The sequence below is a fragment of the Streptomyces sp. TAA204 genome (assembly GCF_000424965.1).
The window spans coordinates 187,612-210,213 of record NZ_AUKW01000009.1 but is presented as its reverse complement, the minus strand read 5'-3'; the positions used below and the strand labels follow the sequence as shown (position 1 = coordinate 210,213).

Here is a 22,602-nt window from a genome sequence, read left to right as displayed (position 1 = left end):
GTGGTAACGATTACATGCGCCATGAGAAGGGACGTCACACCCCCGGCACAAGGGTTCGACACATGATCGTGACCGCGCCCGGCGGAAGAGGCTGACCGGCCGGTTCGGTGAGTTGTCCACAGGACTGCCGCTGTGTCGGTGTGCGGCGCTACGGTCTGTCACATGTCCTCGCAGTCCCAGCAGACCCCGGTGCCCGAATCCGCCCGCGCCCCGCTCCGCGGCGGGGCGGGCCTCGCCGAGCTGACGGGCGTGCTCGAGCGCATCACCTACGCCAACGAGGACAACGGCTGGACGGTGGCCCGGGTGGACACCGGCCGGGGCGGTGAACTGCTCACGGTGGTCGGCTCGTTGCTGGGCGCGCAGGTCGGCGAGTCCCTGCGGATGGAGGGCCGGTGGGGCTCCCACCCGCAGTACGGACGCCAGTTCACCGTCGAGAACTACACGACGGTCCTGCCGGCCACCGTGCAGGGCATCCGCCGCTATCTCGGCTCCGGTCTGATCAAGGGCATCGGTCCGCGCATCGCCGAGCGCATCGTGGACCACTTCGGCACCTCCACGCTCGAGGTCATCGAGGCCGATGCGGGCAGGCTGATCGAAGTGCCCGGGCTCGGTCCGAAGCGCACGAAGAAGATCGCCGAGGCGTGGGAGGAGCAGAAGGCGATCAAGGAGGTGATGGTCTTCCTGCAGGGCGTCGACGTCTCCACGTCCATCGCCGTGCGGATCTACAAGAAGTACGGCGACGCCTCCATCTCCGTCGTCAGGAACCAGCCCTACAGGCTCGCCGCGGAGGTGTGGGGCATCGGCTTCCTCACCGCCGACCGCATCGCGCAGGCCGTCGGCATCCCGCACGACAGCCCCGAGAGGGTCAAGGCCGGCCTGCAGTACGCCCTTTCGCAGTCCACCGACCAGGGCCACTGCTATCTCCCCGAGGAGCGGCTCATCTCCGACGCGGTCAAGCTGCTCCAGGTGGATTCCGGCCTGGTCATCGACTGCCTGGGTGAACTGGCGGGGGAGGACGAGGGCGTTGTCCGGGAGAAGGTGCCGGGGGAGGACGGGCAGCCGCTCACCGCCGTCTATCTGGTGCCCTTCCACCGGGCCGAGCTGTCCCTGTCGGCCCAGCTGCACCGGCTGCTGCGCACCGGGGAGGACCGCATCCCCGCCTTCCAGGACGTCGACTGGGAGGCGGCGCTGCGCTGGCTCGCCCGGCGCACGGGTGCGGAGCTGGCGCCCGAGCAGCGTCAGGCCGTGCAGCTCGCCCTGAGTGAGAAGGTCGCCGTGCTGACGGGCGGTCCCGGTTGCGGCAAGTCCTTCACCGTGCGGTCCGTCGTCGAACTGGCCCGGGCCAAGAAGGCGAAGGTGGTGCTGGCCGCGCCCACCGGCCGCGCCGCGAAACGGCTCTCCGAGCTGACCGGAGCGGAAGCCTCCACGGTGCACCGGCTGCTGGAGCTGAAGCCGGGCGGCGATGCCGCCTACGACCGTGACCGGCCGCTGGAGGCCGATCTGGTCGTCGTCGACGAGGCGTCGATGCTCGATCTTCTGCTGGCCAACAAGCTGATCAAGGCTGTTCCCCCGGGGGCCCACCTGCTGCTGGTCGGAGATGTGGACCAGCTCCCGTCCGTCGGCGCCGGCGAGGTGCTGCGGGACCTGCTGGCCGAGGGCGGGCCCGTCCCGGCGGTGCGGCTGAAGCGGATCTTCCGGCAGGCCCAGCAGTCCGGGGTGGTGACCAACGCACACCGCATCAATTCCGGCGTGCAGCCCATCACCCATGGGCTGAGTGACTTCTTCCTCTTCGCCGAGGACGACACGGAGGAGGCCGGGCGCCTGACCGTGGACGTGGTGTCCCGGCGCATCCCGGCGAAGTTCGGCCTCGACCCCCGGCGCGACGTCCAGGTCCTCGCGCCCATGCACCGCGGTCCGGCCGGTGCGGGCGCGCTGAACGGCCTGTTGCAGCAGGCCCTGACCCCCGCCCGTCCCGACCTGCAGGAGAAGCGCTTCGGCGGGCGGGTTTTCCGGGTGGGCGACAAGGTCACCCAGATCCGTAACAACTACGAGAAGGGCGCGTGCGGCGTCTTCAACGGCACGGTCGGGGTCGTCACCGCACTGCACACGGACGACCAGCGGCTGACCGTACGCACCGACGAGGACGAGGAGGTGGACTACGAGTTCGACGAACTGGACGAGCTGGCCCATGCCTATGCCGTCACCATCCACCGCTCGCAGGGCAGTGAGTACCCGGCGGTCGTGATTCCCGTCACGACGAGTGCCTGGATGATGCTCCAGCGCAATCTGCTCTATACGGCCGTGACCCGGGCAAAGCGGCTGGTGGTGCTGGTGGGCTCGCGCAGAGCGATCGGCCAGGCCGTTCGCTCGGTCTCCGCAGGCCGCCGGTGCACCGCTCTGGATCACCGGCTGCGCGGGTCGCCGGAAGCGTTCCCGTCAGCGGGAGCGGTACCGGGGGGTGACCGCCGCCAGGTAGAAGGGGCAGGATGTTGAATAGGACGGCACTGCGTGCCATCAAACAGCCCATTGGCCGACCCCGAGTGCACCGCACTGCACGAAGTGGGGGAGAGTTGAAAGGGTCAGGGCACCTCGAAGAAGAGGCACTATGTCGGTGAGGGAAGACGTGAGCGACAACTCTGTAGTACTTCGGTACGGGGACGATGAGTACAGCTACCCCGTAGTCGACAGCACGGTCGGTGACCGTGGCTTCGACATCGGCAAGCTGCGCGCCGAGACCGGTCTGGTGACCCTGGATTCGGGCTACGGCAACACCGCCGCCTACAAATCCGCCATCACCTATCTCGACGGTGAGCAGGGAATCCTGCGCTATCGCGGTTACCCGATCGAGCAGTTGGCCGAGCGCGGCAGCTTCCTGGAGACGGCCTACCTTCTGATCCACGGCGAGCTTCCCACCGTCGACCAGCAGGCCGCCTTCAAGGACGAGGTCACCCGCCACACCCTGCTGCACGAGGACGTCAAGCGCTTCTACGACGGCTTCCCGCGTGACGCCCACCCGATGGCCATGCTCTCGTCCGTGGTCAGCGCGCTGTCGACGTTCTACCAGGACAGCCACAACCCGTTCGACGAGGAGCAGCGGCACCTGTCGACGATAAGGCTGCTGGCCAAGCTGCCGACGATCGCGGCCTACGCCTACAAGAAGGCGATCGGGCACCCGGTGGTCTACCCGCGCAACGACCTGGGTTACGTCGAGAACTTCCTGCGGATGACGTTCTCCGTCCCCGCCGCCGAGTACGAGCTCGACCCTGTCGTGGTCAGCGCCCTGGACAAGCTGCTGATCCTGCACGCGGACCACGAGCAGAACTGCTCGACCTCCACCGTCCGGCTGGTCGGCTCCTCGCAGGCGAACATGTTCGCCTCGATCTCCGCGGGCATCAACGCCCTGTGGGGCCCGCTGCACGGCGGCGCCAACCAGAGCGTGCTGGAGATGCTGCAGGGCATCAAGGCGTCCGGCTCCGACGTCGACACCTTCATCCGCAAGGTGAAGGACAAGGAGGACGGCGTAAAGCTGATGGGCTTCGGCCACCGCGTCTACAAGAACTTCGACCCCCGGGCGAAGATCATCAAGGCGGCGGCGCACGACGTCCTCTCGGCCCTCGGCAAGAGCGACGAACTGCTCGACATCGCCATGCGGCTGGAGGAGCACGCCCTGAGCGACGACTACTTCGTCGAGCGGAAGCTCTACCCGAACGTGGACTTCTACACGGGTCTGATCTACCGGGCCATGGGTTTCCCGACCAGCATGTTCACCGTGCTCTTCGCCATCGGCCGGCTGCCCGGATGGATCGCCCAGTGGCATGAGATGATCAAGGAGCCGGGCTCGCGCATCGGCCGTCCGCGGCAGATCTACACGGGTGTGGTCGAGCGGGAGTACGTGCCGATCGAATCGCGCTGACGCCATGTGATCCTGGCCGCACCAAGCGTGGTCGTGGCTTCCGGAGGTGTCCAAGGAAGGCCCCATCGATTTAGAATGGGGCCTTCCGCATGTGTGGGTTCGTCGAGAGACGTAGGTCACAGAAATTGGGGGGTAACCATTGCCCGGGGTCGGTTGTCTAACCGGGTGACGGCGGCCCCCCGGCGGAGTCGCTTTCAACCGCCGAGTGCGTCTTTGGGGGACGGACCCGGCGAGCAAATCGGCAAGCGTGCCCGGGGAGCTTTGAGCGGCCCTCCCGACCGTACGTGCAGCCAGCAAGCACCCGGCCAGGATCCCGTGGGGGGAATCCGTGACCGGGAAACGGGAGCGCCCCGTCGACAGGCCCGTGGGGGGACCTGCTCGACGGGGCGCTTTTCGGTGCTCCCGCGGGGCCGGGACCGGCGGAGCATCAAGTTCCGGATTCCCCGCCGAGAGCGCCGGAGGAGCCCGGTCGACGGCGGCCAGGGGGCACAACCTCTTCACATCTTCCTCACCGGTGTGGTTTTCACTCTGTGAGGTGAGCACTGAGCGGCACATGCGCGGCGGCAGTCACCTGAAGCGGCGCAGCCGCAAGCTGTTGGTGACCACGAAGACCGAGGAGAAGGCCATCGCCGCGCCCGCGATCATCGGGTTCAGCAGCCCGGCCGCCGCGAGCGGCAACGCCGCGACGTTGTAGCCGAAGGCCCACCAGAGATTGCCCTTGATGGTGCCCAGTGTCCTGCGCGAGAGGCGGATACCGTCCGCTGCCACCCGCAGGTCGCCCCGTACGAGCGTGAGGTCGCCGGCCTCGATCGCGGCGTCGGTGCCCGTGCCCATCGCGAGTCCCAGATCGGCCGTGGCCAGCGCCGCCGCGTCGTTGACGCCGTCACCGACCATCGCCACGACCCGCCCCCCGTCCTGCAGCTTCCGCACCTGACCGGCCTTGTCCTCCGGCAGTACCTCGGCGATGACGCTGTCCTCGGCGATGCCGACGGCACGGGCGACGGAGACCGCCACGGCCCTGTTGTCCCCGGTCAGCAGCACAGGTGTGAGGCCCAGAGCGCGCAGTTCACGTACGGCCTGCGCACTGCTGTCCTTGACGGTGTCGGCGACCGTGAGCACGCCGCGCACCTCGCCGTCCCAGCTCACGGTGACCGCGGTGCGGCCCGCCGCTTCGGCTTCGGACTTCGCGGCGGCGAGGCCGGACGGCACAGGTGTTTCCTCACTCGCGCGGCCGACCCGGAGCCGGCGGCCCTCGACCGTGCCGCGCACTCCGACGCCCGCGAGGTTCTCGAACTGCTCCGGCACCGGCAGCGCGGCAGCGCCCTCCCCGGCCCGCTCCCGTGCGCCCTGTGCCACCGCCCGTGCGACGGGATGCTCGGAGGCGTCCTCCAGCGCACCGGCCAGCCGCAGCAGTTCATCCTCCTCCACGCCCTCGCCGGGAAAGACGTCCTGGAGCGCCATACGGCCCGTGGTCACCGTTCCGGTCTTGTCGAGCACGACGGTGTCCACGCGCCGCGTCGACTCCAGCACCTCGGGCCCCTTGATGAGGATGCCGAGCTGGGCGCCGCGTCCCGTGCCCACCATCAGGGCGGTGGGCGTGGCCAGCCCCAGCGCGCACGGGCAGGCGATGATGAGCACCGCCACGGCGGCGGTGAAGGCGGCGGTGGCGTCGCCGGTCGTCAGCAGCCAGCCCGCGAGCGTACCGAGCGCGAGCACGAGCACGACGGGCACGAAGACGGCCGACACCCGGTCCGCGAGCCGCTGCACCTCCGCCTTGCCGCTCTGAGCGTCCTCCACCATCCGTGCCATGCGCGAGAGTTGCGTGTCCGACCCGACGCGGGTGGCGGTCACCACGAGACGGCCGGAGACGTTGACCGTCGCCCCGGTCACGTCGTCGCCCGGGCCCACGTCGACCGGCACTGACTCGCCCGTCAGCATGGACGCGTCGACGGCCGAGGAGCCCTCGGCGACCGTGCCGTCCGTGGCGACGGTCTCCCCGGGGCGTACGACGAACCGGTCACCGGCGGCCAGTTCGGATACGGGGATGCGGCTCTCGGTGCCGTCCCGCAGTACGGCGACGTCCTTCGCGCCGAGCTGCATCAGCGCGCGCATCGCCGTGCCGGTCTTCCGCTTGGCGCGTGCCTCCAGGTAGCGGCCCAGGAGGATGAACGTCGTGACGCCCGCGGCGACTTCGAGGTAGAGGGCGGAGGAGCCGCCGCCAGAACCGGCGTCGAGTGTGAGGTCGAAGCCGTGCCGCATTCCCGGCATGCCCGCGTCCCCGAAGAAGAGCGCCCACAGCGACCAGCCGAAGGCGGCGAGGGTGCCGACCGTGATCAGGGTGTCCATGGTCGCGGCCCCGTGCCGCAGGTTCTTCCAGGTGGTGCGGTGGAAGGGCATTCCGCCCCATACGACGACCGGCGCGGCCAGGGTGAGCGAGAGCCACTGCCAGTTGTCGAACTGCAGGGGCGGCACCATCGCCAGCAGTACCACCGGCGCGGAGAGTACGAGCGTGACGAGGAAGCGCTGCCACAGGGAGGCCAGTTCGTCGGGGCCGTTCCCGTCGCGCGGGCCGTGCGGGTCGCCCTGCTCGTCCTGGCCGCGGTGGTCCTCCTGGCCGCGCTGCCCTCTCGGGTCTGCGTCCTGGGCGTCCCCCTCTACGCTCGTACGCGCTCCGGTGGTCCGTTGCGGGCGGCGCGCAGCCGGGGGAGGGGGCAACTCGGCCGTGTAGCCGGTGCGTTCCACCGTGGCGATGAGGTCGTCGACGGACACCGCGTCCGCGCGGGTGACCTTCGCCTTGTGCGTCGCGTAGTTGACGGTGGCGGACACGCCGTCCATCCGGTTCAGCTTCTTCTCGATCCGGGCGGCGCACGATGCGCAGGTCATGCCGCCGATCGACAGTTCCACCCCGTTGCCGCGGGTGTCCGTCCCCGTCGCAGGTGCCGTTGCTGGCTGTGTTTCGGTACTGGTCATCATGCTGCTCCTGGGAGCGGTCCCGATGCGGGCGGTGCGCCGGGAGGGCGCGTGCGGGACGGCCGGTGCCGTGGCCGGTCAGCGTTCCCGGTCACTGGAGGCGGCCCGTCAGCTCGTATCCCGCCTCGTCGACGGCGGCGCGTACGGTCTCGTCGTCGAGTTCGGCGGCGGAGGTGACGGTCACCTCGCCGGAGGCGGCGACGGCCTTGACCGAGGTGACGCCCTCGATCTCGGAGACCTCACTGGTGACGGCGCCCTCGCAGTGCCCGCAGCTCATGCCGCTGACCTTGTACGTGGTGGTGACGGTGCTCATGTTCGCTCCTCGTCCATGGTGGGCCGACAGGGGCCGACGGGTTGTAACCGATGTCAACACTATACCCCCCAAGGGTATTCCCGAGATGCTCTGCTGCGGCGCCGCATATGACAGAGGCCCCGTCCGCCGCCTCCCGGCTTCGGCCGGGAGGCAGGGGACGGGGCCGTTGGGAACGGCAGGGAGCGCCGCTGGTCAGCGGCCTCCGCGGTGGCCGGGACGGCGGGCGACCCAGGCCCGTACGGTGTCCGCGTACCAGAACGGTTTGCCACGCTCGACGAGGTCGGGCGGTGGCAGCAGGCCGTGCTTGCGGTACGAGCGCACGGTGTCCGTCTGGACGCCGATGTGCGCGGCGATGTCCTTGTACGACCAGAGTCGTCGATCGGGCAAGTCGGCACCTCCCACAGGGACCACAGAAGTGGCTGTTGATCATCAGCCTGTGCCTGGTGAACGACACTGAGTGACAATCAGGGAGGGCCTGTTGAGGGTCTGTGACGTACCGACCGGGTAATGGTGACGCTCGTGACAACCCGCCGACGTCATGGGCGGCCGTTTCAGGGGCTCCCTCAACGGCTCTTCCAGGGGCGGCCTTTCACAGCAGCCCTCCCGGGCCGCACTTCACGCGCGGCCCGTGGAGGCTGCCGGTCAGGCTCCGCAGCCGCGCAGGAAGCGGCGCGTGCGCTCAGCGATCGGAAGCGGCCGGTCGGGCGGGCAGGGGTACATGTCCTGTTCGACGATTGCGAAGAGGTCCACGCCCAGCCCCTGGGCCGCGCCGAGCACGGGCTCCATCGCGGGTACGCCCAGCGGGGGTTCGCACATCACGCCCTGCCGCACGGCGGGTCCGAACGGCGTCCCCTTGGCGACCACGTCGGCCAGGATCACGGGGTCGACCTGCTTGAGGTGCAGGTAGCCGATGCGCTCGCCGTAGGTCTCGATCAGTTTGACGCTGTCGCCGCCGCAGTAGGCGTAGTGCCCGGTGTCCAGGCAGAGGTTGACCAGCCCGGAGTCCGTCGCGTCGAGGAAGCGCTCGACGTGTTCCTCGGTGTCGATGTGGGTGTCGGCGTGCGGGTGCACCATGATCTCCAGCCCGTACCGCTCGCGCACTTCGCGGGCCAGGCGTTCGGTGCCGGTCGCCAGGTGGCGCCACTGTTCGGCTGTCAGTTCGCGCGGTTCGATGAGCTCGGCCGTCTTGTCGTCACGCCAGAAGGAGGGGATGACGACGAGGTTGCGTGCGCCCATGGCCTTCGTGAGGGCGGCGACCTGGGACACGTGCTCCCAGGTCGCGTCCCACACCTCGGGGCCGCGGTGCAGGGAGGTGAAGACGGTTCCGGCCGAGACCGCCAGTCCGCGTGCCTGCACCTCGTCCGTGAGGCGGGCGGGGTCGGTGGGGAGATAGCCGTACGGCCCCAGTTCGATCCACTCGTAGCCGGCCTGGGCGACCTCGTCGAGGAACTGCTTCCACGGGACCTGCTCGGGGTCCTCCGGGAACCAGACGCCCCAGGAGTCGGGCGCCGAGCCGACCCGAATGCGGTCGAGGGGAGGGGTCGCGGAACTCAGGGAACTCACGGAAGGGCTCCTCGGTGTGCGTACGTGCGGGTGCGGTGCCCGGGAGGAGGGGGGTCGAAGCGGGCTCCTCCCGACGGCAGAGCCAACTCGGTGTGCGACGCCACTGTCAAGAGTTTGTTAGGACAACGTTTCATACGGACGTGGCCCTCGCGGGCTCCGTCCATGGTGGCACCGCGGCCCACTGTCGCCGAGACGTCAGTATGTAAGGACAATTCATTGACAGGTGTCGCCACCGGCGCCGACGATGGAGGCCGACCGGCCCCGACAGCCCACAGCCCGACGGCCCGACCGGGGGCCGGTCCGCCGGAAGCCGGGGGAAGCCGCAGAAGGGAGCGCCATGGCCGCCACGGCAGAGCCGCACGACGTCATCACGATGGGCCGCATCGGAGTGGACATCTATCCACTGCAGACGGGCGTGCCACTGCCGCAGGTCGAGACGTTCGGGAAGTTCCTCGGCGGCTCCGCCACCAACGTCGCCGTCGCCGCCGCACGGCTCGGCCGCTCCGCCGCGGTCATCAGCCGCACCGGGAACGACCCCTTCGGCGAGTACTGCCACCAGGCACTGCGTGACTTCGGCGTGGACGACCGCTGGGTGACGCCCGTACGGCAGTACCCCACCCCCGTCACCTTCTGCGAGATCTTCCCCCCGGACGACTTCCCGCTGTACTTCTACCGCGAGCCCAAGGCCCCCGACCTCGAACTGCGTCCGGAGGATCTGGACTTCCAGGCGATCGAGGCCGCCCGCGTCTTCTGGGTGACCGGTACCGGCCTGTGCGACGAACCCAGCCGCACCGCGACGCTCACCGCCCTCGAAGCGCGCTCCCGCAGCCGGGAGGGGGTGGGCACCTCCGCCCGCACGGCCACCGTCTTCGACATGGACTGGCGGCCCATGTTCTGGGGCAAGTCGCCGTCCGGCGCTGCCGCCTCGGAGTCCGAGGTGATGGCAGAGGCGCGACCGTACTACCGCCAGGCCCTCGCCCACGCCACGGTCGCCGTCGGCAACCTCGACGAGTGCGAAGTCGCCACCGGCACCCGCGAACCGCAGGCGTGCGCCGACGCCCTGCTGGAGGCCGGGGTCGAACTCGCCGTCGTCAAGCAGGGCCCCAAGGGCGTGCTGGCCGTGCACCGGGACGGCACGCGGACCCAGGTCCCGCCGCACCCCGTCGAGGTCGTCAACGGCCTGGGAGCCGGCGACTCCTTCGGCGGCTCCCTCTGCCACGGGCTGCTCGAAGGCTGGGGGCTGGAGTACGTGATGCGCTACGCCAACGCCGCCGGCGCCCTCGTCGCCTCACGGCTCGCCTGCTCCGCCGCGATGCCCACGGCCCCGGAGGTCGAGGAGCTGATGAAGGGCTGACGCGCCGCAGTGCGGCCCCTGACCGGTCCCGACCGGCCCCGACCGGCCCCTGACCGGTCCTGACCGCAGGGGCCGCCCGTCCCGTCCGCACGTCCCGCCCGACTCCGACCAGCCACGAAAGTGAGCACTCCTTGAGCGCCATCAGCATCTGTGAACTCGCCGCCGTACGGGCCCGGAACCCGGAGGCGATCGCGGAGGCTGCCTCCAGACGCGCCCGGCGCCCACTGGTGGGGGAGAACGGCCGGCTGATGATCGTCGCCGCCGACCATCCCGCGCGCGGCGCCCTCGGCATCGGCGGGCGGAAGCTGGCCATGGCCAACCGGACGGAGCTGCTGGAGCGGCTGACGCTCGCACTGTCCCGGCCGGGTGTGGACGGCGTGCTGGCCACCGCCGACATACTCGAGGACCTGCTCCTCCTCGGTGCCCTGGAGAACAAGATCGTCATGGGGTCGATGAACCGCGGCGGTCTCGCCGGCGCCCGGTACGAACTGGACGACCGTTTCACCGGATACCGCGCGCAGGACATCGACCGGCTCCGCTTCGACGCGGGTAAGGCGCTGCTGCGCATCGACTACGACGACGCCGGTTCGCTGGCCACGCTGCACTCCACGGCCCGTGCCGTCGACGAGATGGCCGCGCGGCGGCTGCCCGTCTTCCTGGAGCCGTTCATCTCCCGCCGCGTGGAGGGGAAGGTGAGCAACGACCTGAGCGCGGAGGCGATCACCCGCTCCATCGCCATCGCCTCCGGTCTCGGCGGCACCTCCGCCTACAGCTGGCTGAAGATCCCCGTCGCCGACGACCCCGACGACATGGAGTGGGTGTGCGAGACCTCGTCCCTGCCCGTCGTACTGCTGGGCGGGGAGACCAACGGCGACCAGGAGGGCGCGTACGAGAAGTGGCGCAAGGCCCTGCGGATGCCCACCGTGCAGGGGCTGGTGGTTGGCCGCTCCCTGCTCTACCCGGCGAACGGCGACGTGGCCGCCGCCGTGGACACCGCCGTCGGGCTGCTGTGAGGGGCCGGGCCGGCCGAGGAGCCGGGAAGTCGGGGAGCCGGGTCGGCCGGGAAGTCGGAAGGTTTCGGAGGGTCTGAAGTGGCAGGGGTGCAACGATGACGAACACGAATGACAGGACCGGCGGCACGCGCAGCACCGGCGGCACCGGCGGCGCGGGGGAGAGGTTCCACGTACGGGCGGGCGGTGCCGCATCCGGCCCGTACGCCCTCGACATCGACCCCGAACGTGCCGGGTGGGGCTACTCCTCGCTGCGCGTGCTGGAGCTGGAGCCGGGCGGATCGCACCGCTTCGCCGCGGGCGACAGCGAGTGGATCGTGCTCCCCCTGAGCGGCGGCTGCACCGTGGCCGCCGAGGGCGAGACCTTCCATCTGCACGGCCGGACAAGCGTCTTCGAGGGCGTGAGCGACTTCGCCTACGTCCCCCGCGACGCCGAGGTGAGCGTCACCAGTTCCTCCGGAGGCCGCTTCGCCCTCACCGGCGCGCGCTGCACGCGGCGGCTGCCCGCCCGTTACGGTCCCGCCCCGGCCGTCCCCGTCGAACTGCGCGGTACCGGCAACTGCTCCCGCCAGGTCAACAACTTCGCCGCCGCCGGTGTCTTCGAGGCGGACCAGCTCATCGCCGTCGAGGTGCTGACGCCGGGCGGCAACTGGTCCTCGTACCCGCCGCACAAGCACGACGAGCAGCGGCCCGGGGTGGAGAGCGAACTGGAGGAGATCTACTACTTCGAGATCGCCCCCCATCACACCGGGAACGGCAGCATCCCGGGGCTGGGCTACCAGCGGGTGTCACCGTCCGGGCCCGGCAGCGGCACCGACGTGCTCGCGGAAGTGCGCGCCGGTGACGCCGTGCTGATCCCCGACGGCTGGCACGGCCCGTCCATGGCCGCGCCCGGACACGACATGTACTACCTCAACGTGATGGCCGGTCCGGGTCTGGAGCGGGCGTGGCTTATCTGCGACCATCCAGATCACGCCTGGATCCGAGGTACCTGGGAGCAGCAGCCTGTCGATCCAAGGCTTCCGCTTTATCACGCACCGACAGTGGAAGGGGAGGCGGGCAATTGAGCTCCGTACCACCACCGGACGGCACCCGCGGCGGCATGCCCGCCCGCACGAGGCGCCTGACGGTCGCACAGGCACTGGTGCGCTTCCTGTCCGTCCAGTACACCGAGCGTGACGGGCACCGCCACCGGCTCATCGACGCCTGCTGGGGCATCTTCGGGCACGGCAACGTCGCCGGACTCGGCCAGGCCCTCCTGGAGAGCGGCCAGGGCGACGGTGCCCCGCTGCGCTACCTCCAGGGCCGCAACGAGCAGGCCATGGTGCACGCGGCGGTCGGCTACGCGCGGCAGTGCGACCGGCTCTCCGCCCACGCCGTGACCACCTCCATCGGGCCCGGCGCCACCAACCTCGTCACCGGCGCCGCCCTCGCCACCGTCAACCGGATTCCCGTACTGCTGCTGCCCGGAGACATCTTCGCCACCCGCACCGCCGACCCCGTGCTGCAGCAGCTCGAAGTGCCCTACGCGGGCGACGTCTCCGTCAACGACGCGCTGCGGCCCGTCTCCCGCTTCTTCGACCGCGTCCACCGGCCGGAGGCGCTGATCCCCGCCGCGCTGCAGGCCATGCGCGTGCTCGCCGACCCCGCCGAGACCGGAGCCGTCACGCTCGCACTGCCGCAGGACGTACAGGCGGAGGCATACGACTGGCCGGAGGAGTTCTTCGCCGAACGCGTCTGGCACGTACGGCGGCAGGCCCCGGAAGCGGCAGAGGTCGCCGCCGCGGCGACAGCCGTACTCGCCGCGCGCAGGCCCCTGATCGTCGCCGGCGGCGGCGTGCACCACAGCGAGGCCGAGGACGCCCTGCGTGCGCTGGCCGACGCCACCGGCATCCCCGTCGCCAGCACGCAGGCCGGCAAGGGCTCCCTGCGCCACGACCACCCGTGCGACGTGGGCGGCATCGGCCACACCGGAACGGCCGTGGCCGACGACCTGGCACGCCGGGCGGACCTCGTCATCGGAGTGGGCACCCGCTACAGCGACTTCACCACCGCCTCCAACACGCTCTTCGAGCAGCCGCACGTGCGGTTCCTCAACATCAACGTGGCTCCCTCCGACTCCCACAAGATGTCCGCGACGACGCTCGTCGCCGACGCGCGCGCCGGTCTGGAGGCGCTGGCGGGCGCGCTGCTCGGCCACCGGGTCCCCGGCACGTACGAAGAGGAGTACGCGTCAGGCAAGGAGAGCTGGGAGCGCACCGTCGAGGCCGCCTACGCGGCCAAGGACGCCGGAGTGCGGCCCACCCAGGCACAGGTGCTGGGCGCCCTGGACTCCGTCGTCGGCGACGAGGACGTGGTCGTCAACGCCGCCGGCTCCCTACCCGGCGACCTGCACAAGCTGTGGCGTTCGCGCTCCCCGCGCCAGTACCACCTCGAGTACGGCTACTCCTGCATGGGCTACGAGATCCCCGGCGCCATCGGCGTCCGTCTCGCCGCCCCGCACCGTCCCGTGTGGGCGCTCGTCGGGGACGGCACCTACCTGATGCTGCCCACCGAGATCGTCACGGCCGTGCAGGAGGGCGTCAACATCAACGTGGTGCTGCTGAACAACCACGGCTACGCCTCCATCGGCGGCCTGTCCGAGCAGACGGGCGCCGAAGGCTTCGGCACCGCCTACCGCTACCGGGCGGCGGACGGCACCTACACCGGTGAGGTGCTGCCCGTCGATCTGGCCGCCAACGCCGCCTCGCTGGGCATGGACGTCATCCGGGCGGACACCCTCGCCGAACTGCGCACCGGGCTGCAGGAGGCGCGTGCCTCCGACCGTCCGACGTGCGTGTACGTCGAGACCGACACCAGCCCCTCGGCGCCGGCCGCACCCGGCGCGTCTGCCTGGTGGGACGTGGTCGTCGCGGAGACCTCCGAGCGGCCGGCCGCACGCGAGGCACGTGAGGACTACGAACGCCACTCGTCGGCCAGACGCCGGCACCTGTGACCCCGCCGGCACCCGTGGCCCCGCCGGCAACCGCCCGGACGCCACCGCCCCGGCTCACCGACTTCGCGAGAAAGGCCCCTTCATGAGCACCCTCGGCCACTGGATCGGCGGCAAGGCCGTCGAGTCCGGCTCCGGCAGCACCGGCCCCGTCTACAACCCTGCCACCGGCGAGCAGCCCACCTCGGTCGCGCTCGCCTCCGCCGAAGAGGTCGACGCGGCCGTGGACGCCGCCCGGCGCGCGTACGAGGAGTGGTCTCTCAGCTCGCTCGCGCGGCGCACCGCCTTCCTCTTCAAGTACCGCGAACTGCTGGACTCCCGCCGCGACGAGATCGCCGCACTGATCACTGCCGAGCACGGCAAGGTGCACTCCGACGCCCTCGGCGAGGTCGCCCGCGGCATGGAGATCCTGGAACTGGCCTGCGGCATCCCGGAGAAGCTCAAGGGCGAGCTGTCCACGCAGGTCTCCACGCGCGTCGACGTCTCCTCGATCCGCCAGCCCCTCGGGGTCGTCGCGGGCATCACGCCGTTCAACTTCCCCGCGATGGTGCCGATGTGGATGTTCCCGCTCGCCATCGCCTGCGGCAACACCTTCGTCCTCAAGCCCAGTGAGAAGGACCCGTCCGCGCCGTACCGGCTGGCCGAACTCGCCGCCGAGGCCGGTCTGCCGGACGGCGTGCTCAACGTCGTCAACGGCGACAAGGTGGCCGTCGACCGGCTGCTGTCGCACCCGGACGTGGCGGCCGTCAGCTTCGTCGGCTCCACACCGATCGCCAAGTACATCCAGTCCGAGGCCGTCGCGCACGGCAAGCGCGTCCAGGCGCTCGGCGGCGCCAAGAACCACATGCTCGTACTGCCCGACGCCGACCTCGACTTCGCCGCCGACAACGCCATCAACGCCGCCTACGGATCGGCCGGGGAACGCTGCATGGCCGTCTCCGTCGTCGTCGCCGTCGGCGACACCGGGGACGAACTGGTGGCGAAGATCGCCGACCGCGCGCACAAGCTGCGCATCGGCCCCGGCGTGGACCCCTCCTCCGAGATGGGCCCGCTGATCACCCGCGAACACCGCGACAAGGTCGCCTCCTACGTCGGCGGCGCCCGCGAACAGGGCGCGGACGTCGTCGTGGACGGCACCGGCCACCGCGTCGAAGGCCACCCCGAGTGCGCGGACGGCTTCTTCCTCGGTGTCTCCCTGCTCGACAAGGTCTCCCCGGAGATGGACGCCTACCGCGACGAGATCTTCGGCCCGGTCCTCTGCGTCGTACGGGCGGAGACCTACGAGGAAGGCGTCCGCCTCATCAACAGCAGCCGGTGGGGCAACGGCACGGCCATCTTCACCCGCGACGGCGGCGCCGCCCGCCGCTTCCAACTGGAGGTCGAGGCGGGCATGGTGGGCGTCAACGTGCCCATCCCCGTGCCCGTCGGCCACCACTCCTTCGGCGGCTGGAAGGACTCCCTCTTCGGAGACCTGCACATCTACGGCAACGACGGCATCGCCTTCTACACCCGGGGCAAGGTCATCACCACGCGCTGGCCCGACCCCGCGGACGGCGGCGGCATCAACCTCGGCTTCCCCACGTCCTCGTAGGGTCCGCCGGCACTCCCTCCCGCCGTCCCCGGGCCCGTGCGGGCCGCGGGGGCGACGGGGCGCCGCGTCACCTCCCGGCATTCCGGGCAGGATGAACCCATCGGCCCGTACCGGGCCGTTGACGGACGGAACGCGACGAGAGGTGTGCATGCCGGTGACCCGGTCGGCCCTGGTGGCCGTGTGGAAGAGACACGGATTCGTCTTCGGCGCCGGGGCGTTGTGCGTCCTGGTGAACGGGCGGGGACTGGGCCCGCTGTGGTTCACCGGCGTCGGACTGCTCGCCGCGGCGCTCGTCATGCGCTGGACGCTCACCCGTGCCCAGCGTCCGCCCGTGGGCCGGGAGCCCGTCGCGGTGCGGGTCCCCGCGGCCGGGCGCCTGACGGCGCTCAACGGGCCCGGCACGAAAGTCCCCAGCCACATGCACAGCCATGCGCAGACCTACGCCATCGACCTGAAGTACGACCCGCCGGAGCGGGAGGGCACGGACGCGCGGGCAGGAACGAGCGACGGTACGGACGACGGTACGGGCAACGGCAGCGACGCTCCGCCGACGCCGCCCTTCAGCTGGCTGTGGCCGGTCGCCCGGAGCCCCCGTGCCTACCCCTCCTTCGGCAGACCCCTGCTCGCACCGGCCGACGGCGTGGTCGTGGCGACCTCGGACGGGCAGCGCGACCACCTCACCCGCATGTCGGCGGCCGGGCTGGTCTACCTCGTCCTCGAAGGGTTCGTGCGCGGTCTGGGCCTGCCGCGTCACTTACTGGGCAACCACCTCGTGCTGGACACCGGGGACGGAGTGCACGCCGTCCTCGCCCATCTGCGGCGGAGCTCCATGCGGGTGGCGGTGGGAGAGCGGGTGACGGCCGGCCAGGAACTCGCGGAGTGCGGCAACTCCGGCAACTCCTCCGACCCGCACCTGCACTTCCAGCTCATGGACGGCCCGGATGTGATGACGGCGCGCGGTGTGCCCTTCGAATGGCACTACCGCGACGACGACGGCACCGAACACCGTGGAGTGCCCGAGGACCTCACCCACTTCGTTCCGGCCGCACCCGCCGTCTCCGCTACGTCCCCGGGTTCTCGGTCAGGGTGATCCGGTTGCCGTCGGGATCGTGGACGGCACCCTCTCCGGGAGGCCGGGCTCCAGCAGTTCGAACCAGACGACCTTCGAGGACGGTCCCGTCCGCTCGGCGTCCCACGCGTCCGTGAGGGCGCTGAGCAGCCGCAGGCCCCGACCGCCCTCGTCGAGATCGGCGGCGTCGCGGACCACCGGCAACCTCGGGTCGCTGTCGTGGACTTCGACGCGGACGCCGCCCGGACAGCGGCGGAGCAGGACGGTGCAGACCGTGCCGGGGACGTGCCTGACCACGTTGGCGAGGAGTTCGGTCGCGCCGAGTTCGGCCTCCTCCGCAAGTGAGGGCAGCCCCCATTCGGTCAGGTAGGCCCGGATGATGCGGCGCAGGTGCCGGGCGCTGTGCGGGCCCGGGGTGAGGCTCATCCGGTAGTGGTGCGCGGGTTTCGGCTGGCGTGCGTCATGGTCGAGCACGTGGATTTCGGCGTCCATGGGACGAGCCTGACCGAGAAGGACTACGCTCCGCCATGAGTCGTGACTCAACGTACGTACGGTTGGATGGAGTGGCGCCATGGTGGCTCCCCGTGAACTCGACCCCTCGGCCTCGGCATTGGCCTACTTCGGCAGTGAACTGAGGCGGCTGCGCCGTGCGGCGGGCCTGAGCCAGGAACGCCTCGGCGAGATCGTCAACTACACCGGCGCCCTGGTCGGGTTGGTCGAGACGGCCGAACGCAACCCCGGCCTCGACTTCACCGAGCGCTGTGACGGTGCGCTGGGCGCGGAGGGTGCTCTGGTGCGGCTCTGGCCGCTGGTGAACAAGAGCGGCCTGCCCAGATGGTTCCAGGGGTACGCGGAGCTGGAGGCCAGGGCGGTGGAGCTGCGCACCTATCAGGCGCAGGTGGTGCACGGGCTGTTGCAGACCGAGGACTACGCCCGGGCAGTGCTGCGGCCTTCCCGGCCCGCCGACCTCGACCGGCTGACGGCGGCGCGGATGGAGCGGCAGGGCATGTGGACACGGGCGGAACCGCCCCGGCTGTGGATGGTGCTGGACGAGGCGGTCCTGCGCCGGACCGTGGGCGGCACGCAGGTGATGCGCCCCCAACTGCAAGTGCTGTTGGAGCACCGGCAGTCGGCGAGGATCATCATCCAGGTCCTGCCCTACAGCACGGGCGCTCACGCGGGGCTCAACGGTTCCTTCACTCTCTTCTCCTTCGGCGACAGCCCCGACATCGCCTACTCGGAGGGTTACGGGGGCGCCCAGAGTCTGACCGAAACGAGCGAGGTGGCCGAGTGCACGTTGAAATACGATCTCGTGCGAGCCGCCGCGCTGTCTCCGGACGACTCGGCGGAGTTGATCGCTCAGATCCTGGAGGATCTTGATGAACAACGGGATTGATCTGCGTCAGCAGCCGCGTTGGCGGAAGTCGAGTTACAGCGGCAGCGAGGGCGGCGAGTGTGTGGAGGTCGCGGACGTGGGCGGGCAGGTGGCCGTGCGTGACTCCAAGAGCCCGGGCGGGCCCGAACTGGCCTTCCCGGCCGCCGCATTCGAAGGCTTCGTCACCGCAGTCGCGGCGGACGGCCTCGGCGCGCGCTGACCCCCCCCGCCGGGCCACGTGCCCGTCACAGGGCCGACACGCGGCCGACACGGGGCCGGCGGGGCCCGGGCGTCTCACGGCGTGATCTCGGTCTGGAGCAGCCGGGGCGAGACGGAGAAGCCGCGGCGGGCGTACGCGGACACCGCGCGGTCGCTGGAGTGGACCGTCACCCGCTCCAGCCCGAGGTCGCGCGCGAGCCCCACCACAGCCTCGACCAGACGGCCTCCGAGGCCGCCGTCGCGCTCGTCCGGAACCACGTACACGCTCTGCACGTCGCCCGACGACCGCGCCGGAGCACCCGGATGGGGCACGCGTGCGGTGATCGCCAGCCACGCCATGCCGATGATCCGCTCCCCGCGGAGCATGACCACGCACCGGTGGGAGGAGCGGTGCTCCTCCGCCCACGCGACGAAGGCGCGTACGAACCCGTCCCTCGTGACGACGGGCTCGCCCCCGGCCTCCGCCGTCCACTGCCACCGCAGTTCGGCGAGGTCGGGCAGATCGGCGGGGCGGGCGAGCCGAACGGCGATGTCGTCCACCTCTCCATTCTGGCCTCCGGCTGGTCCGCCGAGGGCACCCTGGCACGCCGCGTCGACCGCGGTGACCCGTGGTGGTGAGGGCCCCGCACCCGCCCCGTCCCTGTGACCTCGGCTTCCCCGTATTCTCGACGGCATGAAGGTCCTGCCCTGGCTCCGTGCGATCAGTGAGACCGCGCGGTCCGGACTGACGATCGAGCGCGCCGCGATGCATCCGCTCATCGCGATCCGTGCGGCCGTCGGTGTCGGCATCGTCATCGGGCTGACGCTGTGGGCCGGTTCGCCGGAGCTGGCGGTCTCCTCCGCCTTCGGCGCCTTCTCCGCCGGTGTGGCCACCTTCCAGCGGAGCTGGCGCCCACGCCCCGTGCTGGCGCTGGCCGCCGCTGCCGGACTCGCGCTGTCCACCTTCGCCGGGTTCCTGGCCGTGGGGCAGCCCGTGGTGTTCGTACTGCTCCTCGGTGCCTGGGCGTTCATGTCCGGCATGGCGTGGGGGGTCGGGCCGACCGCCGGTGTGGTGGCCGCGTCGACCGTCGCCGTCATGCTGGTCACCGTCACTCTGCCCACCACTCTCCTCGGCGCCCTCGCGCATGCCGCGCTCATCGCGGCCGGAGGTCTCGTACAGGCCGCCCTGATCGTGCTGCTGCCCGTACGGCGCTGGGGCGAGCGGCGCGACGCGCTCGCCGACGCGCTGGCCGGGGTCGCCGACTACGCGCGCCGTCTGCGCCACGACCCCAGCGCGCCCTTCGACCCCGGGGCGCTGATGACGGCACGCAGCGCCGCCGCCGTCACCCCGCGCCAAGCACGCCGCCGTCCGCGCCAGTTGGGCGGGTACCGGGGACTGGCCGAACGCTTCCGGCCCGTCCTCGCCTCCCTCGCCGACCCCTACGTCGGAGCGCCGATGGTGGGGCGGGAGCGGGACCGCGTACGGGAGTTGCTCGCGGCGGCCGCGACCGTGCTGGACGCGACAGCGCGGGCGATCCGGCGCGGCGAGCGCGTACGCATCCCCGAGGACGCTCTCGACGTACTGCAGGTCCCCGAGAGCGGGCCGGTGCTGAACGGTCCCGCGCGCAAGGCAGCCATGCGGCTGATCGCGCTGACGGAGGACGCGGTGGACGCGGCGCAGGAGCCCGTCGAGATCACGCGTTCCATACCGCTGATCCCCCGCGCGACGTTCCACATGCCCGCCCGTCCCGACAACGCCGAGGACAGCGACGTCTATGTCGACACCGACGCCGGAGCACAGCCCTCCGGCGCGCGCGGTCCGCGGCACCTGAACCGGCCCTCGCTGACCGGGCTGCTGCCCGTCGCACTGCGCACCTTCCGCCGCGAGATGCGCTGGTCCTCGCACGTGTGCCGGCACGCGGTGCGCGTCGCGGTGGTCGTCGCGGTGGCCTATCTGCTGGGCAAGGCGCTCTCCCCGGAGCACGGTTACTGGGTGCCGCTGAGCGCCGTGATGGTGATGCGGCCCGACTTCTCCCGCACGTACGAGCGGGGCGTGGCCCGCATCGTGGGGACGCTGGGCGGGGTGGCGGTCGCGGGCACGGTGATCGCGCTGGCGCATCCCTCGCCGTACACGAGCGCCGGGCTGGCGGTGGTGAGCATCGGACTGATGTATCTGCTGATGCCCACCGGTTACGCCCTCACCTCGGCCTGCATCGGCGCGTACGTCGTCTTCCTGCTGGGCGTCGCCGGTCCGCTGTGGTCGCAGACCTTGCTCGAACGCATCTGGATGACGTCGCTGGGCGGGGCCCTGGCCATGCTGAGCTACGCGGTCTTCCCCGCCTGGGAGACGCCGCTGCTGCGGGACCGGCTCGCCGACTGGCTCTCGGCGACGGGGAGTTACAGCATGGCGGTACTGGACTGCTTCGCCCGTGCCGGGGTCCGGACGGGGACGGCCGGCCGGACCCCGGGGGCTGCCGGGAGCTCCGAGGACGCCGTCCATCCCGAACGCAGGGTCCGCGAGGCCCTGCTGGACACCCGCGCGGCACGCCAGGAGTGGGACCAGACGGCGACGCGGGCGGGCGCCGAGCCCGTACGGCACCGCGGCCGGCTGTCCATACGCTCCGGCTCCGAGGCGCAGTCAGCGCTGGTCACCATGGGCCGGGTGACGATGCTCCTGGAGGCGCACCTGCCCGACCGGGACGCCCGGCCCACCCCGGGCGCGGCCGAGTTCTCGGCCGCGCTCCAGGCCACGGTGCCCTCGGCGGCCGACGCCCTGCGCGCGGACGAGCCCCTGGACTGGGGGCCCGTCCACGAGGCGCTCTCCCAGTGGTGGGAGATCGAGGCGGAAGCCCCCTCGCCGTCGGTCGCGCTGCGCACCGCGGACCTGCTCGCGGACGCCCTGGAGGACCTGGCGGAGGCGGTGGCGGCGAAGTGAAGGCGCCGCCCGCGCGGGTCACTTGAAGGGGATGTTGAGCCAGGGGCTCGCCGGGTCCGTGGTCAGCAGGCGGTGGGCGTCGAGCATGTCCTGGTACCAGTCGCCGAACTTCTCCTCGTCGAAGTGGAGGCAGCGGCCCAGTATGTAGCCCGCGGAGAACTCCTCCCAGGAGTCGTACGTGGCCTGGCTGACGCGTCCCGCACGCAGGACCGCCGCTTCCGTCTCCGCCAACTCGCAAAAGCGGGCGCCCAGGCCCCAGCGGGCCATGCTGGAGGCGCGGCCGTGGTCCCAGGACAGCACGGAACGTACGTAGTCGCCCTCGCCGAGCAGCCCGTCGGCGCGGAAGCGGGACTCGTAGCGCATCACGCGGCCTATGAGCTTCTGCAGGTCCGCGACCTCGGCGTCGGCGTCCACCTCGGCGCCGGTCCCGGTCCAGGCACCCGCTCCTCCCGGGCCGGGCAGGCCGGTGCCGTCCGGTTCGCCGGCGCTGCCGGACATCTGGGCCAGGCGCTCGCGCGCGAGGTTCTCCGTGACCTCCCGCCAGGGAACGGGGCCGGCGGCGTGGGCCGGGCTGCGGCGCAGCGTGTCCCTCACGCGCAGGACGAACTCCCAGCGCGAGCTGACCATTTGACCGCGCAGCAACTGCTCCGTGCACTCCTGCCACGTCGCCCGGTCGGTCACGCCCCACCACCGCTCCAGCAGACGCTTCTCGTCGTCGTAGCCGTGGCCGTGGTGGGCGACGCCGTTCCAGTACTGGCCCTTGTTGACGAACATCAGCGCGCCGCAGGCCAGACCGTGCGCGACCGGCCCGTGCAGCGGACCGCCGACCCGCAGGGTGTGGAGCCGGCCGCGCTTGCTGCGCCACGCCCGCTCGAAGTGCTGCCGCCACACGGCGCGGTGAGCCATCGTCGCGGGGAAGTAGGCCTCGCAGGGGGTGCCCGGGTTGACCGCCATCCACCACGTCTCGTCGGGCCAGTTCGCCGCGTGCGTCTTCAAGTGCTCGCTGACGTGGACCGGGTCGGCGACGGGCGCCGGCAGCATGCCCGGAGTGAGCAGCGGCACGCACCAACTGCCCGTCTGCAGGTTCCAGTAGGGGGAGTAGGTGCGCTCACCGACGGCGTCGAGCGGGTGGCGCGGAGTGGCCCAGTAGAGCCAGGTGTCGCCGAGCACGTCGAAGTAGGCCGCCCAGTCGCCTGCCGACTTGGCCTCGTACAGGGCCCGTTCGACATCGGTCGGCGCTTCCCAGGACATACCCCCAGCGCCGACAGCGCCGGCCGCGCCTGCTTCCGCTCCGGCCTCCGCTCCCGGTCCGGGCCCCC

General features: G+C 71.2%; 18 protein-coding genes. 11 read left to right on the top strand and 7 right to left on the bottom strand.

The window, feature by feature from the left end; genetic code table 11:
* Positions 1-162: 162 nt before the first annotated feature.
* The gene (gene recD2, locus H343_RS30855; protein WP_078505683.1) at positions 163-2,493 is read left to right on the top strand and encodes an SF1B family DNA helicase RecD2; all 2,331 of its coding nucleotides are present in this window, start codon (positions 163-165) and stop codon (positions 2,491-2,493) included.
* Positions 2,494-2,623: 130 nt separating this feature from the next.
* Positions 2,624-3,913 carry a citrate synthase gene (locus H343_RS0115550; protein ID WP_028431909.1) on the top strand — a complete coding sequence of 430 codons (1,290 nt, stop codon included), beginning with the start codon at positions 2,624-2,626 and terminating at the stop codon, positions 3,911-3,913.
* 567 nt (positions 3,914-4,480) lie between these two features.
* Here H343_RS0115550 and H343_RS0115545 read toward each other — a convergent pair.
* From H343_RS0115545 to H343_RS0115530, 4 genes are all read right to left on the bottom strand, one after another.
* Complete coding sequence (locus tag H343_RS0115545) at positions 4,481-6,883, bottom strand: heavy metal translocating P-type ATPase (RefSeq protein ID WP_028431908.1); 2,403 nt, start codon at positions 6,881-6,883, stop codon at positions 4,481-4,483.
* Between the two features lie 91 nt (positions 6,884-6,974).
* Positions 6,975-7,196 (bottom strand): cation transporter, encoded by a 222-nt coding sequence (locus H343_RS0115540; RefSeq protein ID WP_028431907.1) that lies wholly within the window; start codon positions 7,194-7,196, stop codon positions 6,975-6,977.
* Between the two features lie 192 nt (positions 7,197-7,388).
* Positions 7,389-7,583, bottom strand: coding sequence for a helix-turn-helix transcriptional regulator (locus H343_RS0115535; RefSeq protein WP_028431906.1), 195 nt, complete (start codon positions 7,581-7,583; stop codon positions 7,389-7,391).
* Between the two features lie 255 nt (positions 7,584-7,838).
* Positions 7,839-8,759 carry a sugar phosphate isomerase/epimerase family protein gene (locus H343_RS0115530; RefSeq protein WP_028431905.1) on the bottom strand — a complete coding sequence of 307 codons (921 nt, stop codon included), beginning with the start codon at positions 8,757-8,759 and terminating at the stop codon, positions 7,839-7,841.
* Between the two features lie 337 nt (positions 8,760-9,096).
* On the opposite strand from H343_RS0115530, the gene iolC reads away from it, so the two are divergent.
* From iolC to H343_RS0115500, 6 genes are all read left to right on the top strand, one after another.
* Positions 9,097-10,113, top strand: a complete 1,017-nt coding sequence (gene iolC / locus H343_RS0115525) for a 5-dehydro-2-deoxygluconokinase (protein ID WP_028431904.1) — start codon at positions 9,097-9,099, stop codon at positions 10,111-10,113.
* A gap of 131 nt (positions 10,114-10,244) precedes the next feature.
* Entirely contained in the window at positions 10,245-11,126 is an 882-nt protein-coding gene (locus H343_RS0115520) for a Cgl0159 family (beta/alpha)8-fold protein (protein WP_028431903.1), read from the top strand.
* A 95-nt stretch (positions 11,127-11,221) separates the two neighbouring features.
* A complete protein-coding gene (gene iolB, locus H343_RS30850) occupies positions 11,222-12,190 on the top strand; it encodes a 5-deoxy-glucuronate isomerase (RefSeq protein ID WP_037903859.1) in 969 nt (322 codons plus the stop codon).
* 35 nt (positions 12,191-12,225) lie between these two features.
* On the top strand, positions 12,226-14,118 hold the full coding sequence (gene iolD, locus H343_RS0115510; protein WP_028431902.1) for a 3D-(3,5/4)-trihydroxycyclohexane-1,2-dione acylhydrolase (decyclizing): 1,893 nt from the start codon (positions 12,226-12,228) through the stop codon (positions 14,116-14,118).
* 82 nt (positions 14,119-14,200) lie between these two features.
* Positions 14,201-15,706: a CoA-acylating methylmalonate-semialdehyde dehydrogenase gene (locus H343_RS0115505; protein WP_028431901.1), complete on the top strand. Its 1,506-nt coding sequence runs from the start codon at positions 14,201-14,203 to the stop codon at positions 15,704-15,706.
* Between the two features lie 154 nt (positions 15,707-15,860).
* Complete coding sequence (locus tag H343_RS0115500; RefSeq protein ID WP_486586912.1) at positions 15,861-16,796, top strand: M23 family metallopeptidase; 936 nt, start codon at positions 15,861-15,863, stop codon at positions 16,794-16,796.
* On the opposite strand, the gene H343_RS30845 is transcribed toward H343_RS0115500, so the two are convergent.
* Entirely contained in the window at positions 16,788-17,267 is a 480-nt protein-coding gene (locus H343_RS30845) for an ATP-binding protein (RefSeq protein ID WP_051265307.1), read from the bottom strand. The genes H343_RS0115500 and H343_RS30845 overlap by 9 nt on opposite strands.
* Positions 17,268-17,346: 79 nt before the next feature.
* Between H343_RS30845 and H343_RS0115490 the strand changes: the two genes are divergently transcribed.
* Both H343_RS0115490 and H343_RS0115485 read left to right on the top strand, forming a co-directional pair.
* Complete coding sequence (locus H343_RS0115490; protein ID WP_028431899.1) at positions 17,347-18,171, top strand: Scr1 family TA system antitoxin-like transcriptional regulator; 825 nt, start codon at positions 17,347-17,349, stop codon at positions 18,169-18,171.
* On the top strand, positions 18,155-18,370 hold the full coding sequence (locus H343_RS0115485; protein ID WP_051265305.1) for a DUF397 domain-containing protein: 216 nt from the start codon (positions 18,155-18,157) through the stop codon (positions 18,368-18,370). Before H343_RS0115490 ends, H343_RS0115485 begins: the two co-directional genes overlap by 17 nt.
* A 74-nt stretch (positions 18,371-18,444) precedes the next feature.
* Here H343_RS0115485 and H343_RS0115480 read toward each other — a convergent pair whose 3' ends face one another.
* Positions 18,445-18,909 carry a GNAT family N-acetyltransferase gene (locus H343_RS0115480; protein ID WP_028431897.1) on the bottom strand — a complete coding sequence of 155 codons (465 nt, stop codon included), beginning with the start codon at positions 18,907-18,909 and terminating at the stop codon, positions 18,445-18,447.
* Between the two features lie 133 nt (positions 18,910-19,042).
* Between H343_RS0115480 and H343_RS0115475 the strand changes: the two genes are divergently transcribed.
* Entirely contained in the window at positions 19,043-21,283 is a 2,241-nt protein-coding gene (locus tag H343_RS0115475; RefSeq protein WP_078505679.1) for an FUSC family protein, read from the top strand.
* Positions 21,284-21,301: 18 nt separating this feature from the next.
* Here H343_RS0115475 and H343_RS0115470 read toward each other — a convergent pair whose 3' ends face one another.
* A complete protein-coding gene (locus H343_RS0115470; protein ID WP_028431895.1) occupies positions 21,302-22,534 on the bottom strand; it encodes a DUF1266 domain-containing protein in 1,233 nt (410 codons plus the stop codon).
* Positions 22,535-22,602 lie beyond the last annotated feature (68 nt).

Coding starts and splice junctions, on each gene's coding strand:
- recD2 (WP_078505683.1), top strand. CDS start 163: ATGTCCTCGCAGTCCCAGCAGACCCCGGTGCCCGAATCCGCCCGCGCC.
- H343_RS0115545 (WP_028431908.1), bottom strand. CDS start 6,883: ATGACCAGTACCGAAACACAGCCAGCAACGGCACCTGCGACGGGGACG.
- H343_RS0115540 (WP_028431907.1), bottom strand. CDS start 7,196: ATGAGCACCGTCACCACCACGTACAAGGTCAGCGGCATGAGCTGCGGG.
- iolC (WP_028431904.1), top strand. CDS start 9,097: ATGGCCGCCACGGCAGAGCCGCACGACGTCATCACGATGGGCCGCATC.
- iolB (WP_037903859.1), top strand. CDS start 11,222: ATGACGAACACGAATGACAGGACCGGCGGCACGCGCAGCACCGGCGGC.
- iolD (WP_028431902.1), top strand. CDS start 12,226: ATGCCCGCCCGCACGAGGCGCCTGACGGTCGCACAGGCACTGGTGCGC.
- H343_RS0115505 (WP_028431901.1), top strand. CDS start 14,201: ATGAGCACCCTCGGCCACTGGATCGGCGGCAAGGCCGTCGAGTCCGGC.
- H343_RS30845 (WP_051265307.1), bottom strand. CDS start 17,267: ATGGACGCCGAAATCCACGTGCTCGACCATGACGCACGCCAGCCGAAA.
- H343_RS0115490 (WP_028431899.1), top strand. CDS start 17,347: ATGGTGGCTCCCCGTGAACTCGACCCCTCGGCCTCGGCATTGGCCTAC.
- H343_RS0115485 (WP_051265305.1), top strand. CDS start 18,155: ATGAACAACGGGATTGATCTGCGTCAGCAGCCGCGTTGGCGGAAGTCG.
- H343_RS0115475 (WP_078505679.1), top strand. CDS start 19,043: ATGAAGGTCCTGCCCTGGCTCCGTGCGATCAGTGAGACCGCGCGGTCC.
- H343_RS0115470 (WP_028431895.1), bottom strand. CDS start 22,534: ATGTCCTGGGAAGCGCCGACCGATGTCGAACGGGCCCTGTACGAGGCC.